Source organism: Streptomyces sp. MMBL 11-1 (genome assembly GCF_028622875.1).
Lineage (GTDB): Bacteria > Actinomycetota > Actinomycetes > Streptomycetales > Streptomycetaceae > Streptomyces.
The window spans coordinates 5,297,322-5,310,475 of record NZ_CP117709.1 but is presented as its reverse complement, the minus strand read 5'-3'; the positions used below and the strand labels follow the sequence as shown (position 1 = coordinate 5,310,475).

The following is a 13,154-nucleotide window of genomic DNA, read 5'->3' as shown; positions in this document are numbered from 1 at the left end:
TCATCTTTTTCAGGAGGTTTAAACACCATGGTCGACACGTCAGGTGACTCGCCCCGCGACAACGGGTTCCGGATCGAGCACGACTCGATGGGCGAGGTGAAGGTCCCCGGGACCGCCAAGTGGCGGGCCCAGACCCAGCGGGCGGTGGAGAACTTCCCCCTCTCCGGGCAGCGGCTGGAGAGGGCGCACATCGAGGCGCTGGCCCGGATCAAGGGCGCGGCGGCCAAGGTCAACGCCGAGCTGAAGGTACTGGATCCGGACATCGCCACCGCGATCCAGGAGGCCGCCGCCGAGGTCGCGTCGGGCCGCTGGGACGACCACTTCCCGGTCGACGTGTTCCAGACGGGCTCGGGCACCTCGTCGAACATGAACACCAACGAGGTGATCGCCACCCTCGCCGGCGAGCGCCTCGGCCGGGAGGTCCACCCCAACGACCACGTGAACGCCTCCCAGTCGTCCAACGACGTCTTCCCGTCCTCCATCCACATCGCGGCCACCGCCGCCGTCACCGCCGACCTGATCCCCGCCCTGGACCACCTGGCGGAATCCCTGGGGCGGAAATCGGCCGAATTCGCGGAGGTCGTGAAATCCGGCCGCACCCATCTGATGGACGCCACCCCGGTCACCCTGGGCCAGGAGTTCGGCGGTTACGCGGCCCAGATCCGCTACGGCGTGGAGCGGCTGCGCTCCTCCCTCCCCCGGCTCGCCGAACTGCCCCTGGGCGGTACGGCGGTGGGCACCGGGATCAACACCCCGCCCGGCTTCTCCGCGGCCGTGATCGCGGAGGTCGCCGACGCCACGGGGCTGCCGCTCACCGAGGCCCGCGACCACTTCGAGGCACAGGGCGCGCGGGACGGCCTGGTGGAGACGTCGGGGCAACTGCGGACCATCGCCGTCTCCCTGACGAAGATCTGCAACGATCTGCGGTGGATGGCGTCGGGGCCGCGCACCGGCCTCGCCGAGATCGCGCTGCCCGACCTCCAGCCCGGCTCCTCCATCATGCCGGGCAAGGTCAACCCGGTGGTCCCCGAGGCGGTCCTGATGGTCGCCGCCCAGGTCACCGGCAACGACGCGACAGTCGCCACGGCCGGCGCGGCGGGCAACTTCGAGCTGAACGTGATGCTCCCGGTCATCGCGAAGAACCTCCTGGAGTCCGTACGGCTGCTCGCCAACGCCTCCCGGCTGCTCGCGGACCGTACGGTCGACGGCATCACCGCCGACGTGGAGCGGGCCCGCGCCTACGCCGAGTCCTCGCCGTCCGTGGTGACCCCGCTGAACAAGTACATCGGCTACGAGGAGGCGGCGAAGGTCGCCAAGAAGTCCCTGAAGGAGGGGACGACGATCCGCGAGACGGTCCTGGCCTCGGGCTACGTCGAGCGCGGCGACCTGACGGTGGAGCAGCTCGACGAGGCGCTGGACGTGCTGCGGATGACGCGTCCGTGAGCGCGGGCGGGGCGCCCGGTGAGGCCCGGCGGCGTCCGGTGGACCGGGACCGGGTGACCTGAGTCGCAGCGGGCCGGTGGGAGCGCTCCGTAAGATCCCTCCATGACAGGTACGGGAGAGCACGCGCGCTGGGCGCCGGGGGACCAGATCCTCTGGCGCTACCGCGACAACGGCCGGGCCCATCGGACGGCCGGCGTCCCGCCCGTGCACATCTGCCGCCCGGTGACCGTCGTCCAGGACACCGACGAACTGCTCGCCGTCTGGATGGCGCCCGGGACCGAGTGCGTACGGCCGGTCCTGGCCGACGGCACCCAGGTGCACGCCGAGCCGCTGGCCACCCGCTACACCGCGCCGCGCACCACGGCCCGCTCGACCTGGTTCGGCTCCGGGGTGCTGAAGCTGGCCAGGCCCGGGGACCCGTGGTCGGTGTGGCTGTTCTGGGACCGGGGCTGGATGTTCCGCAACTGGTACGTGAACCTGGAGGAGCCCCGGACCCGGTGGTCCGGAGGGGTGGATTCCGAGGATCACTTTCTCGACATCTCCGTGAACCCCGACCGGAGCTGGAGATGGCTCGACGAGGACGAGTTCGCCCAGGCGCAGCAGGTCGGTCTGATGGACCGGGAGACCGCGGCCCGGGTCCGTGAGGCGGGCCGCGCGGCGGTCGAGGTGATCACCGGGTGGGGGCCGCCGTTCCGGGACGGCTGGGAGCACTGGCGGCCCGATCCGCGGTGGCAGGTGCCGCCGTTGCCGGATGACTGGGACCGTACCCCTGCCCGTATGCCGTCGTGAGACCCTGGAGAGACCCTTCGGGCGGTCCGGTCGGCAGGCCCGGGCGCACGGAGGGCTGATCGCCGCAACCAGCGGGCACCACACCGGAACTGACCACAAGTCACCACACCGGTCGGGCGGAGGGACGGGCCACGGACCCGGACGTTCCGCCCGGTCGCGGGAGCCACTACGAGGGGGTGGAGACGTGCACGCTGTCCGCTGCCCTCTCGCCGCGTCCGTCGCCGGAGGGGGCGTCTGTCGGCCATCTCCGCGGCGTTCGGTTTCGGCCCCTTCATCGGGGGCATCCGGTGACAGCCGTTGTTCTTCCCGCGCTTGCCGGGGCACAGTAGCGCCCCACGAGGTGACTGCCTCACACAACCGGCCCGGACGGACGGAACCCCACGCGTGACGGAGCATCCCACCTCCCACGAAGGCCGGCAGCCTCTGGCGGCCCGGCAGCAGGAGCGCACCCGGCCCCGGCAGCAGGACGCCGCGGCCGCGGCCGCCGCTGCCGGGGTCCCGGCTCCGGCCGCGGCGCCGGTCCCGGGCCCCGGAGCGGCCGCCGTCTCCGACGCACAGGCGGCCACCCGCCGCGAGGGCGACCGGCTGCGCTTCGTCGGCGCGGCGACCCGGCGGATCGCCCGGGGCATAGACCTGGACGAGATCGTCCTCGGACTGTGCCGGGCCAGCGTGCCGACGTTCTCCGACGCGATCCTGGTCTACCTCCGCGACCCGCTGCCGGTGGGCGACGAGCGCCCGGTCAGCCCGTTCGTCCTGCGGCTGCGCCGCAGCGACCGGCTGCGCGTCAGCGACGAGGAGGGCGGCGAGGCGTCCGGCTCCGAGACCGAGCGGCTGCGTCCGCTGATCCTCGACCCGCAGGCCGACCTGATGCCCGCCGCCGAGCTGTGCGAGGTGCCGGCGGGCGGGGCGCTGGCCGAGGTGCTGCGCGGGGTGCGGCCGGTCTTCGGCGACTCCGCGGCGGCGCGGGCCGCCCTGCCGGAGCTGCTCGGCCCCGGCCGGTCCGTCCCCACCGGGCACCGGGCGATCCTCGCCCCGCTGCGCGGCCGGCGCCGGGTCATCGGCGCCGCGGTGTTCGTGCGCGGCACCGAACGCACCCCGTTCGAGGCCAGTGACCTGCTGGTCGCGGCGCAACTGGCGACCCACACCGCGCTCGGCATCGACAAGGCCGTGCTGTACGGGCGCGAGGCCTACATCGCCGACGAGCTGCAGCGCACGATGCTGCCCGACTCGCTCCCCCAGCCCACCGGCGTCCGGCTCGCCTCGCGCTACCTCCCGGCGGCCGAGACGGCCCGGGTCGGCGGCGACTGGTACGACGCGATCCCGCTGCCCGGCAGCCGGGTCGCGCTGGTCGTCGGCGATGTGATGGGCCACTCCATGACGTCGGCGGCGATCATGGGTCAGCTCCGGACGACGGCGCAGACCCTGGCACAGCTCGACCTGCCGCCGCAGGAGGTCCTGCACCACCTGGACGAGCAGGCGCAGCGCCTGGGCAGCGACCGGATGGCGACCTGCCTGTACGCGGTCTACGATCCGGTCGCGCACCGGATCACCATCGCCAACGCCGGACACCCGCCGCCCGTGCTGCTCCATCTGGGCGGGCGGGCCGAGGTGCTGGTGGTGCCGCCGGGCGCCCCGATCGGGGTGGGCGGCGTCGACTTCGAGGCCGTCGAGCTGGACGCCCCGGCCGGCGCCACGCTGCTCCTCTACACCGACGGTCTGGTGGAGTCACGGCTGCGGGACGTGTGGACGGGCATCGAGCAGCTGCGGGAGCGCCTCGCGGCGACCGCGCAGCTCACCGGCCCGGACCACTCGCCGCCGCTGGAGGCCCTGTGCGACGACGTGCTGGACATGCTCGGGCCGGGCGACCGGGACGACGACATCGCGCTGCTCGCCGCCCGCTTCGACGGGATCGCGCCGAGCGATGTGGCGTACTGGTATCTGGAGCCGGAGGACGCGGCTCCGGGCCGGGCCCGCCGGCTGGCCCGGCGGGCGCTGAGCCGCTGGGGTCTGGACGATCTGGCCGACGAGGTGGAGCTGCTGGTCAGCGAGGTCGTCACCAATGCCGTGCGCTATGCGGAGCGGCCGGTGACGCTGCGGCTGCTGCGGACCGACATCCTGCGCTGCGAGGTCGGCGACGACTCCCCGCAGCTGCCCCGGCAGCGCCGGGCGCGGGAGACGGACGAGGGCGGGCGCGGGCTGTTCCTGGTCAACCGGCTGGCCCGGCGGTGGGGGGCGACGCGTCTGTCGACGGGCAAGGTCGTCTGGTTCGAGATGGCGGCCCGGGGGCAGTAGCCGCGTCCGTCGCGCGTCGGCCGACGTCATGCGTGTGGGGCGGGCCTCCGGGCCCGCCCCACACGCATGACGTCATGCCGTCAGTGGCTCACTCGCCGAACAGTGCGTTGCCGCCCGGCCGTTCGCCCGGCTGGCCGTCGCCCTCCCCGGGCTGGGGCGGCACCTCCGGGCTCGTGGGGGGCTGGGTGGTGGGCGTGCTGCTGGGCGGCGGAGGCGGCGACGACGACGGGGTGTCGCTGGGCGACTCGCTCGGCGTCTCGGAGGGCCTGTCCGACGGGGACGGCTTCTCGGACGGGGTGGGCTCCTCGCTCGGCGTCCCGGAAGGGGTCGGCGGGGCGGGCACCTCGCCGCGCTCCACGTCCTGGAGGTCGAACGTCTTGCCGGACCCGCCGCCGAGGGCGCCGAGGGTGTAGTCGGCCCAGATCCTGGCCGGGAAGCCGCTGCCGCTGGCGCGGCCGGAGTTGGCCGTACCGGTCAGGGAGACCTGCTTGCGGCCGCCGTCGCCCTCGCCGAAGAGGGCCACGACCGTGCTCAGCTCCGGGGTGTACCCGGCGAACCAGGCCGACTTGTTGTCCTCGGAGGTGCCGGTCTTGGCCGCCGCGTCATAGGCGGGGCTGTTGGCCGCGCCCCCGGAACCGGCGTCGACGACCCCGGTGAGCCCCTTGGTCACGGTGTCGGCCGAGGCGCGGCTGATGACCTGCTCGCGCTTGGGCTTCTCGGCGGTCACCGTGCGGTCGCGGTGCTCGGCGGACTGGAGGATGTGCGGGGTGACCTTCCGGCCGTGGTTGTCGAGCGTGGCGTACACGCCGGCCATGTCCCAGGTCGAGGCGTTCATGGTGCCGAGGGTGACGGCGGGGCGCTCGGGGAAGTTCTTGTCCGGTACGCCGAGGGCGAGCGCGGTCTCCTTCACGGCGGCGGGCGTCACGTCGACGATCATCTGCGCGAAGACGGAGTTGACCGAGCTGTTCAAGGCCTTCTGGACGGAGACCTGGCCGTAGCTGCGGTCGTCCTGGTTCTGCGGGGCGAACGGGGTGTCGCTGCCGACGACGGGCCGCTTGCTGGTGCCGTCGTAGACCGTGTTGAGCCCGATCAGGCTGCCGTCCTGCGTGGTCGACTCGTTCTCCAGGGCCGAGGCGAGCACCAGCGGCTTGAAGGTCGAGGCGGGCTGGTAGTCCTGGCGGGTGGCGTTGCTGATGTAGTGCTTGATGTAGTCCTGGCCGCCGTACAGGGCGACGACCTTGCCGGTCTTCGGGTCGACGGAGGTGGCGCCGGCCTGGACGGTGGCGTCGACCTTGTTGCCCTCGCGGTCGAGCTTGGACTCCAGCTGGTCGTCCACCGCCTTCTCCAGCGCCTTCTGGCGCTTCTTGTCGACGGTGAGGGTGAACGTCCAGCCGCCCGCCTCGCGGTCCGCGGCCGTGACGCCCTGCTTGTCCAGCTCCTTGTTGGCCGCCTCGACGAGGTAGCCGGCCTGCCCCTCCATGCCCTGCGCGGGCTTGGGCTTCTGGGGGACGGGGAACTCCAGGCCGGCCCTCTCGGACTCGGTCAGCCACTTCATCTCGACCATGTTGCGCAGGGTGTAGGCCCAGCGCTCCTTGACCAGCTTCTTGCCGGTGTCGGTGGCGGAGTTCCAGTCGTACTGGCTGGGGGCCTGGAGGACGGAGGCGAGGTAGGCGCCCTGGGAGACGTCCAGGTCCTTGGCGTCGACGCCGTAGTACGCCTGAGCGGCGGCCTGGATGCCGCTCGCGCCGCGTCCGTAGTAGGCGGTGTTGATGTACCCGGCGAGGATCTCGTCCTTGGACTTCTGCTGGTCGATCTTGAGCGAGATCACCAGTTCCTTGAGCTTGCGGCTCACGGTGGGGTCCTGCGTCAGGTAGAAGTTCTTGACGTACTGCTGGGTGATGGTGGAGCCACCCTGCTTGCCCTTGCCGCTGACGGTGTTGAGGAGAGCGCGGGTGGTGCCCTTCAGGTCGACGCCCTGGTCCTTGTAGAAGGACTTGTTCTCGGCGGCGACGAAGGCGTGCTGCACCTTCTTCGGCACCTCGTCCAGATCGACGATCTGACGGTTGACGCCCTTGCCGGTCCGGGCGAGGACCGTGCCGTCGCTGTACTGGTAGACGTTGCTCTGCCGCTCCGCCATGGCGTTGGCGGCGGGGACGTCGACGTACACGTAGAGCGCCCCGAAGGCTCCCATGCCCAGCAGGACGATCCCGAAGAACGTGCCCAGCAGCTTCTTCCACGTGAAGAGTCTGCGTATGCCGCCGCTCTTCGGGGCCCGGCGCGACTCCTGCGCCTGGGCTCGTCGCGCATCCGCTCGACCCATTGGTGTGTTGCTCCCGCTTCTCTGCTCGACCGGCTCGCTCGGTTTCCTCAGTTCACTCAGACCTGCCAGCTAACACCGCCGACAGGGACAAAAGACGAGCGATCCGGTCTTTTACGGACGTGAGAATCAGCACCCCTTCCCCTAGGAACCGACTCCCCAGAGGTGGACAAGGTTGCGAGAACCATTAATGTGTAATCACATTGATAGCGCGGCACGAGACCGCGCCGAACGGGGGATCCCATGACCGCACAGCACGACGACCTCCGCCCGGGCGCACCGGCGGGCGACCTCGCCATCGACGCCCCCGACCTGCCCGCGCCCCAGGTCAGGGAGGTCCCGGCGCATTCCATCGGGGGCGGGGTCGGGCTCCTGCTGACCGTGCTCGGGGTGATCGCGGGCATCTGCCTCACCATCGGCGGCGGCGTGATGAACGGGAGCGGCGCCGTGCCGCTCGGCGTCACCCTCCTCGTCCTCGGACCGCTCCTCGCGCTCACCTCGTTCTTCTGCATGAGCGGTGTGAAGATGGTCGCTCCGGGCGAGGCCCGGGTGATCCAGCTCTTCGGCCGGTACGTCGGCACCATCCGCACCGACGGGCTGCGCTGGATCAATCCGCTGACCTCCAGCCGCAAGATCTCCACCCGGGTCCGCAACCACGAGACCGCCGTCCTCAAGGTCAACGACGCCTACGGCAACCCGATCGAGCTGGCCGCGATCGTCGTCTGGAAGGTCGAGGACACCGCCCAGGCCCTCTTCGAGGTCGACGACTTCCTGGAGTTCGTCGCCACCCAGACCGAGGCGGCCGTGCGCCACATCGCCATCGAGTACCCGTACGACGCCCACGAGGAGGACGGTCTCTCGCTGCGCGGCAACGCGGAGGAGATCACCGAGAAGCTGGCGGTCGAGCTGACCGCCCGGGTGAGGGCCGCGGGCGTCCTGATCATCGAGTCGCGTTTCAGCCACCTCGCGTACGCCCCCGAGATCGCCTCCGCCATGCTCCAGCGCCAGCAGGCCGGGGCGGTCGTCGCGGCCCGCCAGCAGATCGTCGAGGGCGCGGTGGGCATGGTCGAGATGGCCCTGGCCCGGATCGCCGAGCAGGAGATCGTGGAGCTGGACTCCGAACGGAAGGCGGCCATGGTCAGCAATCTGATGGTGGTGCTGTGCGGCGACCGCGCGGCCCAGCCGGTCCTCAACACGGGCTCCCTCTACCAGTGACGGACCGGACGCCTCCCCGGCGGACTCCGGCGTCCCGGTCGCGGCAGCGCAAGCAGATGCTGCTGCGGCTGGACCCCGCGGTGCACGACGCACTCGCCCGCTGGGCCTCCGACGAGCTGCGCAGCGCCAACGCGCAGATCGAGTTCCTGCTGCGGCGGGCGCTCGCGGAGGCGGGCCGGCTGCCGGGGTCCGCGCGCCCCATCGCCCGCCGGGGGCGGCCGCCCAAGCAGTCGCCGGAGGGGCCGGAGGGGCCGGAAACCCGGCCGGAGCCCGGGTCGGGCACGCCGCCGCCCCCGCCCGGAACCGACGCCCGCGACACCCCGTAACACCGCGACCCCCGACCCGCTCCCCGGGTCGGGGGTCGCTTTCCGGACGCGTATACACGGTAGGTATACACACCGTGTACAGTTCTTCTCATGTCTATCGGTCACACCCTCCTCGGGCTCCTGGAGTCCGGCCCCCGACACGGCTACGACCTGAAGCGGACCTTCGACGAGAAGTTCGGCCAGGACCGCCCGCTCCACTACGGCCAGGTCTATTCGACGATGTCCCGACTCCTGAAGAACGGACTCGTCGAGGTCGACGGCGTCGAGAGCGAGGGAGGACCCGAGCGCAAGCGGTACGCCATCACCGACGCCGGGATCACCGATGTCTCGCACTGGCTGGCCCAGCCGGAGAAGCCCGAGCCCTACCTCCAGTCGACGCTCTACACCAAGGTCGTCCTGGCGCTCCTGACCGGTCGCAGCGCGGCCGACCTGCTGGACACCCAGCGCTCGGCGCATCTGCGGATGATGCGCGTCCTCACCGACCGGAAGCGCACGGGCGACCTCGCCGACCAGTTGATCTGCGACCACGCCCTGTTCCACCTGGAAGCCGATCTGCGCTGGCTGGAACTGACCTCTGCCCGTCTCGACCAGCTCGCCAAGGTGGTGGCTCCGTGATTCCCGAAGGCTCCCTTCTCGCCGCGCACGATCTGCGCAAGACCTACGGCTCGACGCCCGCCCTGGACGGCGCGTCGTTCTCCGTGCACCCCGGCGAGGTCGTCGCCGTGATGGGCCCCTCCGGCTCCGGCAAGTCGACGCTGCTGCACTGCCTGGCCGGGATCATCACGCCCGACTCCGGCACCATCACCTACGCGGGCCGCGAGCTGTCCGCGATGTCGGACGCCGAGCGCAGCGCCCTGCGGCGCAGCGACTTCGGCTTCGTCTTCCAGTTCGGCCAGCTCGTCCCGGAGCTGACCTGTGTGGAGAACGTCGCCCTTCCGCTGCGGCTGAACGGCGTGAAGCGCAAGGCCGCCGAGCGCACCGCCCTGGAGTGGATGGAGCGCCTGGAGGTCGACGACCTCGGGGCCAAGCGTCCCGGCGAGGTCTCCGGCGGGCAGGGCCAGCGGATCGCCGTGGCCCGTGCGCTGGCGGCGTCACCGAAGGTGATCTTCGCGGACGAGCCGACCGGTGCGCTGGACTCCCTCAACGGCGAGCGGGTGATGGAGCTGCTCACCGAGGCCGCCCGCTCCGCCAACGTCGCCGTGGTCCTGGTGACCCACGAGGCCCGCGTCGCCGCCTACTCCGACCGTGACGTCACCGTGCGCGACGGCCGGGCCCGCGACATGGAGCACGCCGTATGACGCTGCTCGAAGAAAGGCGGCCCGTGGCGCCACCGCGTCCGCCGTCGCTCTCGCGGGGCGCGATCACCCTCCGCGACCTCGGCCTCGGCATCCGTTTCGCCGCCGCCGGGGGCCGCGAGGGCTGGATCCGTACGCTGCTGACCGCCGTCGGCGTCGGCCTCGGCGTCGCCCTCCTGCTGCTCGCCTCCTCCGTACCGCATCTGCTCGACGAGCGGAACGCGCGCGAGCAGGCCCGCAGCCAGGCGCGGATCGCCGACTCCCCCGACGCGAACGCCACGAAGTCCGACAGCTCGGTGCTGCGGATCAACACGACCACCGAGTACCGCGACCGGACCGTCGCGGGATATCTGATGCGCCCGGACGGCTCGACGCCCGCCCTGCCGCCGGGGGTCGACCGCTTCCCCGCGCCGGACACGATGGCCGTCTCCCCCGCCCTGCGGGAGCTGCTCGACGAGCCGGGCAACGAGCTGCTGCGGGAGCGGCTGCCGTACGAGATCACCGGCACGATCGGCGACGCCGGGCTGCGCTCCCCCGGTGAGCTCCTCTACTACGCGGGCAGCGACACCCTGACGCCGGCCAACGGCGGCCACCGGATCGCCGGGTACGGCGACGACCGCCAGGGCGATCCCCTCCCGCCCCTGTTGATCGTGCTCGTCATCATGGTCTGCGTCGTGCTGCTGGCACCGGTCGCGATCTTCATCGCCACCGCCGTGCGCTTCGGCGGCGACCGGCGGGACCGGCGGCTGGCCGCGCTGCGCCTGGTCGGCGCGGACATCAGGGCGACCCGGCGGATCGCCGCCGGGGAGGCGCTGTTCGGTGCGCTGCTGGGGCTGCTGTTCGGCCTGGTGTTCTTCCTGGTGGGCCGGCAGTTCGTCGGCGCGGTGGAGATCTGGGACGTCAGCGCGTTCCCGGCCGACCTGGCGCCCGATCTCCGGCTGGCGTCGCTGATCGCGGTGGCCGTGCCGCTGACGGCCGTCCTCGTCACCCTGGTGGCGATGCGGGCCGTGGTGATCGAGCCGCTCGGCGTGGTGCGCCGGGGCCGTGAGCGGGGACGCCGCCTGTGGTGGCGGCTGCCGGTGCCGCTGGCGGGTCTCGTGGTGCTTGCGCTCTGGGGCCGGGTCGAGGAGTACGCCCCGGTGAACCCGTTCCCGATCACCGCGGGCGCCGTGCTGGTGCTGTTCGGGCTCGCCCTGCTGCTGCCCTGGCTGGTCGAGGCCTGTGTGCGCCGGCTGCGCGGCGGCCCGGTGCCCTGGCAGCTCGCCACCCGCAGGCTCCAGTTGAGCAGCGGGGCCGCGTCCCGCGCGGTCAGCGGGGTCACCGTCGCGGTGGCGGGGGCGATCGCCCTCCAGATGCTGTTCGCCTCGATGAACGCCGACTTCAACCGGATGACGGGTGCGGACCCCACCCGGGCCCAGTTCGCCGGCTACTCCGAGGACGTCACCGGCGAGGCTGCCACCTCGGCCATCGAGCAGTTCCGCGCCACCAAGGGCGTGGAGGTGGTCATCGGATCGGTGGCGGCGTACGCGTCCAGGCCCGGCGTCTACGCCGACGAAGACGTGCCGCCCACCACCACCCTGACCGTCGGCACCTGCGAGACCCTGCGCGAGCTGGCCCGGATCGGCGCCTGCGAGGACGGCGACACGTTCGTCGCCCACCCGCCGGGCGACAAGGACATGAGCGCCTGGATCGACCGGACCGCCCGCAAGGGCGAGGAGGTCGAGATCGGTTACGGGAAGAAGGTGATGCGGTGGACGCTGCCCGCCGACTCCCCGACCGTGCAGGGCCGCAAGGACCCGATGGGCGAGACCCACTACGGGATCATGGCCACCACCGGTGCGATCGACGCGGGCAAGCTGCCCGGAGCGACGATCACCACCCAGATCCGGGTCGACCGCAGCGTGCCGGACGTCGCCGAGCACGTACGCAACACGGCGGCCAGGATCGACCCCGGGATGCGCTTCGTCACGATCGACTCGGTGGAACGCGACCGCCAGTACGCCAGCATCCAGACCGGGCTCCAGGTCGGCGCGAGCGTGGTGCTGCTGCTGATCGCCCTGTCGATGCTGGTCTCCCAGGTGGAGCAGTTGCGTGAGCGCAGGCGGCTGCTGTCGGTGCTGGTGGCCTTCGGCACCCGGCGCTCCACGCTCGGCTGGTCGGTGCTGTGGCAGACCGCCGTGCCGGTGGCGCTCGGTCTGGCGGTGGCGGTCGCGGGCGGTCTTGGCCTCGGGGCGACACTCGTCCACCTGATCGAGAAGGACGTCTCCGACTGGTGGCTGTTCTGGCCGATGGCGGGTGCCGGGGGCGCGCTGATCCTGCTGGTCACCCTGCTGTCGCTGCCGCCGCTGTGGCGCATGATGCGCCCGGACGGACTGCGCACCGAGTGACACCCCGCACGACCGCCTACGGCAGGGGCTCCTGGAGACGGGGCCCCTGCCCGCGTTCCGCGTGAGGGCGGCCCGCTCTACGGGCCCTCCGCCACCGGCCGCACCGGGAGGGGCTCCATCGCCTCGCGCAGCGCGGCGGCGAACTCCTCGAACTCGCCGCCCCGCGCCGACCCGGTCCGCATCGCCAGCGCGACCCGCCGGGTGGGCGCCGGATCCGCGAAGTACCCGGTGGCCAGCGCCTCGTTACGGCCGGTCTCCACCGTCACCGCGGTCCGGGGCAGCAGTGTCACCCCGAGCCCTCCGGCCACCAACTGAACGAGGGTGGACAGCCCGGCGGCGGTCGTGGTCACCGGCGCGCCCTCGGTGCGGCCCGCCTCACGGCAGATGTCCAGGGCCTGGTCGCGCAGGCAGTGCCCCTCGTCCAGGAGCAGCAGCGGCAGTTCGCGCAGCGCCTCGCGCGGGATGTCCGTCCGGCCGCCGAGCTCGTGGTCCTGCTCCATGACCAGCACGAAGTCCTCGTCGAAGAGCGGGATCTCGGTGACTCCCGGCACTCCGAGCGGCACGGCGAGCAGCAGCAGGTCCAGCCGCCCCGCGGCGAGCCCCTCGAGCAGGGAGGAGGTCTGCTCCTCGTGGACCTGGAGGTCGAGGTCCGGGTAACGCTCGTGGACGAGGCGGAGCACGGTGGGCAGCAGATACGGGGCGACGGTCGGGATCACTCCGAGCCGGAGCACTCCGGTGAACGGGGCGCGGACCGCCTCCGCCTCCTCCATCAGCGCGGCGACGGCCTCCAGGACCGCACCGGCCCGCACCGCGAGCCGCTCTCCCGCGGGCGAGAGCAGCACCTTGCGCGTCGTACGCTCGATGAGCTGGACACCCAGTGCCTCCTCCAGGGTGGACACCGCTCCGGAGAGTGCAGGCTGACTCATCCCGATTGCTGCCGCCGCGTCCCGGAAGTGCAGATGCTCCGCCACGGCCTTGAAGGCGCGCAGCTGCGACAGGCTGGGCTGTCTGGCGGCCGACTTACCGGACTGCTTGGTACGTACGCCCTGATTTCCCTGGCCCACTGATAGGCACCTCCGATCATATGGAC

At 72.1% G+C, this 13,154-nt stretch carries 10 protein-coding genes; 8 read left to right on the top strand and 2 right to left on the bottom strand.

Annotated elements, in window-relative coordinates; all coding sequences use genetic code 11:
- The first annotated feature begins 27 nt into the window (after positions 1–27).
- The 3 genes from PSQ21_RS23850 to PSQ21_RS23840 all read left to right on the top strand — a co-directional run bounded on the left by PSQ21_RS23850 (position 28) and on the right by PSQ21_RS23840 (position 4,524).
- The gene (locus PSQ21_RS23850) at positions 28–1,443 is read left to right on the top strand and encodes a class II fumarate hydratase (RefSeq protein WP_274032827.1); all 1,416 of its coding nucleotides are present in this window, start codon (positions 28–30) and stop codon (positions 1,441–1,443) included.
- A 102-nt stretch (positions 1,444–1,545) separates the two neighbouring features.
- Positions 1,546–2,232 (top strand): cytidylyl-2-hydroxypropylphosphonate hydrolase, encoded by a 687-nt coding sequence (gene fomD / locus PSQ21_RS23845; RefSeq protein ID WP_274032825.1) that lies wholly within the window; start codon positions 1,546–1,548, stop codon positions 2,230–2,232.
- Between the two features lie 384 nt (positions 2,233–2,616).
- Positions 2,617–4,524 (top strand): SpoIIE family protein phosphatase, encoded by a 1,908-nt coding sequence (locus PSQ21_RS23840; protein WP_274032824.1) that lies wholly within the window; start codon positions 2,617–2,619, stop codon positions 4,522–4,524.
- An 88-nt stretch (positions 4,525–4,612) separates the two neighbouring features.
- Here the strand turns inward: PSQ21_RS23840 and PSQ21_RS23835 are convergent, their stop codons facing one another.
- Positions 4,613–6,844, bottom strand: coding sequence for a transglycosylase domain-containing protein (locus PSQ21_RS23835; protein ID WP_274032823.1), 2,232 nt, complete (start codon positions 6,842–6,844; stop codon positions 4,613–4,615).
- A 240-nt stretch (positions 6,845–7,084) separates the two neighbouring features.
- On the opposite strand from PSQ21_RS23835, the gene PSQ21_RS23830 reads away from it, so the two are divergent.
- The 5 genes from PSQ21_RS23830 (at position 7,085) to PSQ21_RS23810 (ending at position 12,064) form a co-directional block, all read left to right on the top strand.
- The gene (locus tag PSQ21_RS23830; RefSeq protein ID WP_274032821.1) at positions 7,085–8,056 is read left to right on the top strand and encodes an SPFH domain-containing protein; all 972 of its coding nucleotides are present in this window, start codon (positions 7,085–7,087) and stop codon (positions 8,054–8,056) included.
- Positions 8,053–8,382: a hypothetical protein gene (locus PSQ21_RS23825; protein WP_337961685.1), complete on the top strand. Its 330-nt coding sequence runs from the start codon at positions 8,053–8,055 to the stop codon at positions 8,380–8,382. The genes PSQ21_RS23830 and PSQ21_RS23825 overlap by 4 nt, the downstream gene beginning before the upstream one ends.
- A gap of 90 nt (positions 8,383–8,472) precedes the next feature.
- Positions 8,473–8,997 (top strand): PadR family transcriptional regulator, encoded by a 525-nt coding sequence (locus tag PSQ21_RS23820; protein WP_274032819.1) that lies wholly within the window; start codon positions 8,473–8,475, stop codon positions 8,995–8,997.
- Complete coding sequence (locus PSQ21_RS23815; RefSeq protein ID WP_274032818.1) at positions 8,994–9,680, top strand: ABC transporter ATP-binding protein; 687 nt, start codon at positions 8,994–8,996, stop codon at positions 9,678–9,680. The genes PSQ21_RS23820 and PSQ21_RS23815 overlap by 4 nt, the downstream gene beginning before the upstream one ends.
- Positions 9,677–12,064: an ABC transporter permease gene (locus tag PSQ21_RS23810; protein ID WP_274032816.1), complete on the top strand. Its 2,388-nt coding sequence runs from the start codon at positions 9,677–9,679 to the stop codon at positions 12,062–12,064. Before PSQ21_RS23815 ends, PSQ21_RS23810 begins: the two co-directional genes overlap by 4 nt.
- A gap of 77 nt (positions 12,065–12,141) precedes the next feature.
- Here the strand turns inward: PSQ21_RS23810 and PSQ21_RS23805 are convergent, their stop codons facing one another.
- Positions 12,142–13,128: a hydrogen peroxide-inducible genes activator gene (locus PSQ21_RS23805; RefSeq protein ID WP_274032814.1), complete on the bottom strand. Its 987-nt coding sequence runs from the start codon at positions 13,126–13,128 to the stop codon at positions 12,142–12,144.
- Between the last annotated feature and the right edge of the window lie 26 nt (positions 13,129–13,154).

Coding starts and splice junctions, on each gene's coding strand:
- PSQ21_RS23820 (WP_274032819.1), top strand. CDS start 8,473: ATGTCTATCGGTCACACCCTCCTCGGGCTCCTGGAGTCCGGCCCCCGA.
- PSQ21_RS23810 (WP_274032816.1), top strand. CDS start 9,677: ATGACGCTGCTCGAAGAAAGGCGGCCCGTGGCGCCACCGCGTCCGCCG.
- PSQ21_RS23850 (WP_274032827.1), top strand. CDS start 28: ATGGTCGACACGTCAGGTGACTCGCCCCGCGACAACGGGTTCCGGATC.
- PSQ21_RS23830 (WP_274032821.1), top strand. CDS start 7,085: ATGACCGCACAGCACGACGACCTCCGCCCGGGCGCACCGGCGGGCGAC.
- PSQ21_RS23835 (WP_274032823.1), bottom strand. CDS start 6,844: ATGGGTCGAGCGGATGCGCGACGAGCCCAGGCGCAGGAGTCGCGCCGG.
- fomD (WP_274032825.1), top strand. CDS start 1,546: ATGACAGGTACGGGAGAGCACGCGCGCTGGGCGCCGGGGGACCAGATC.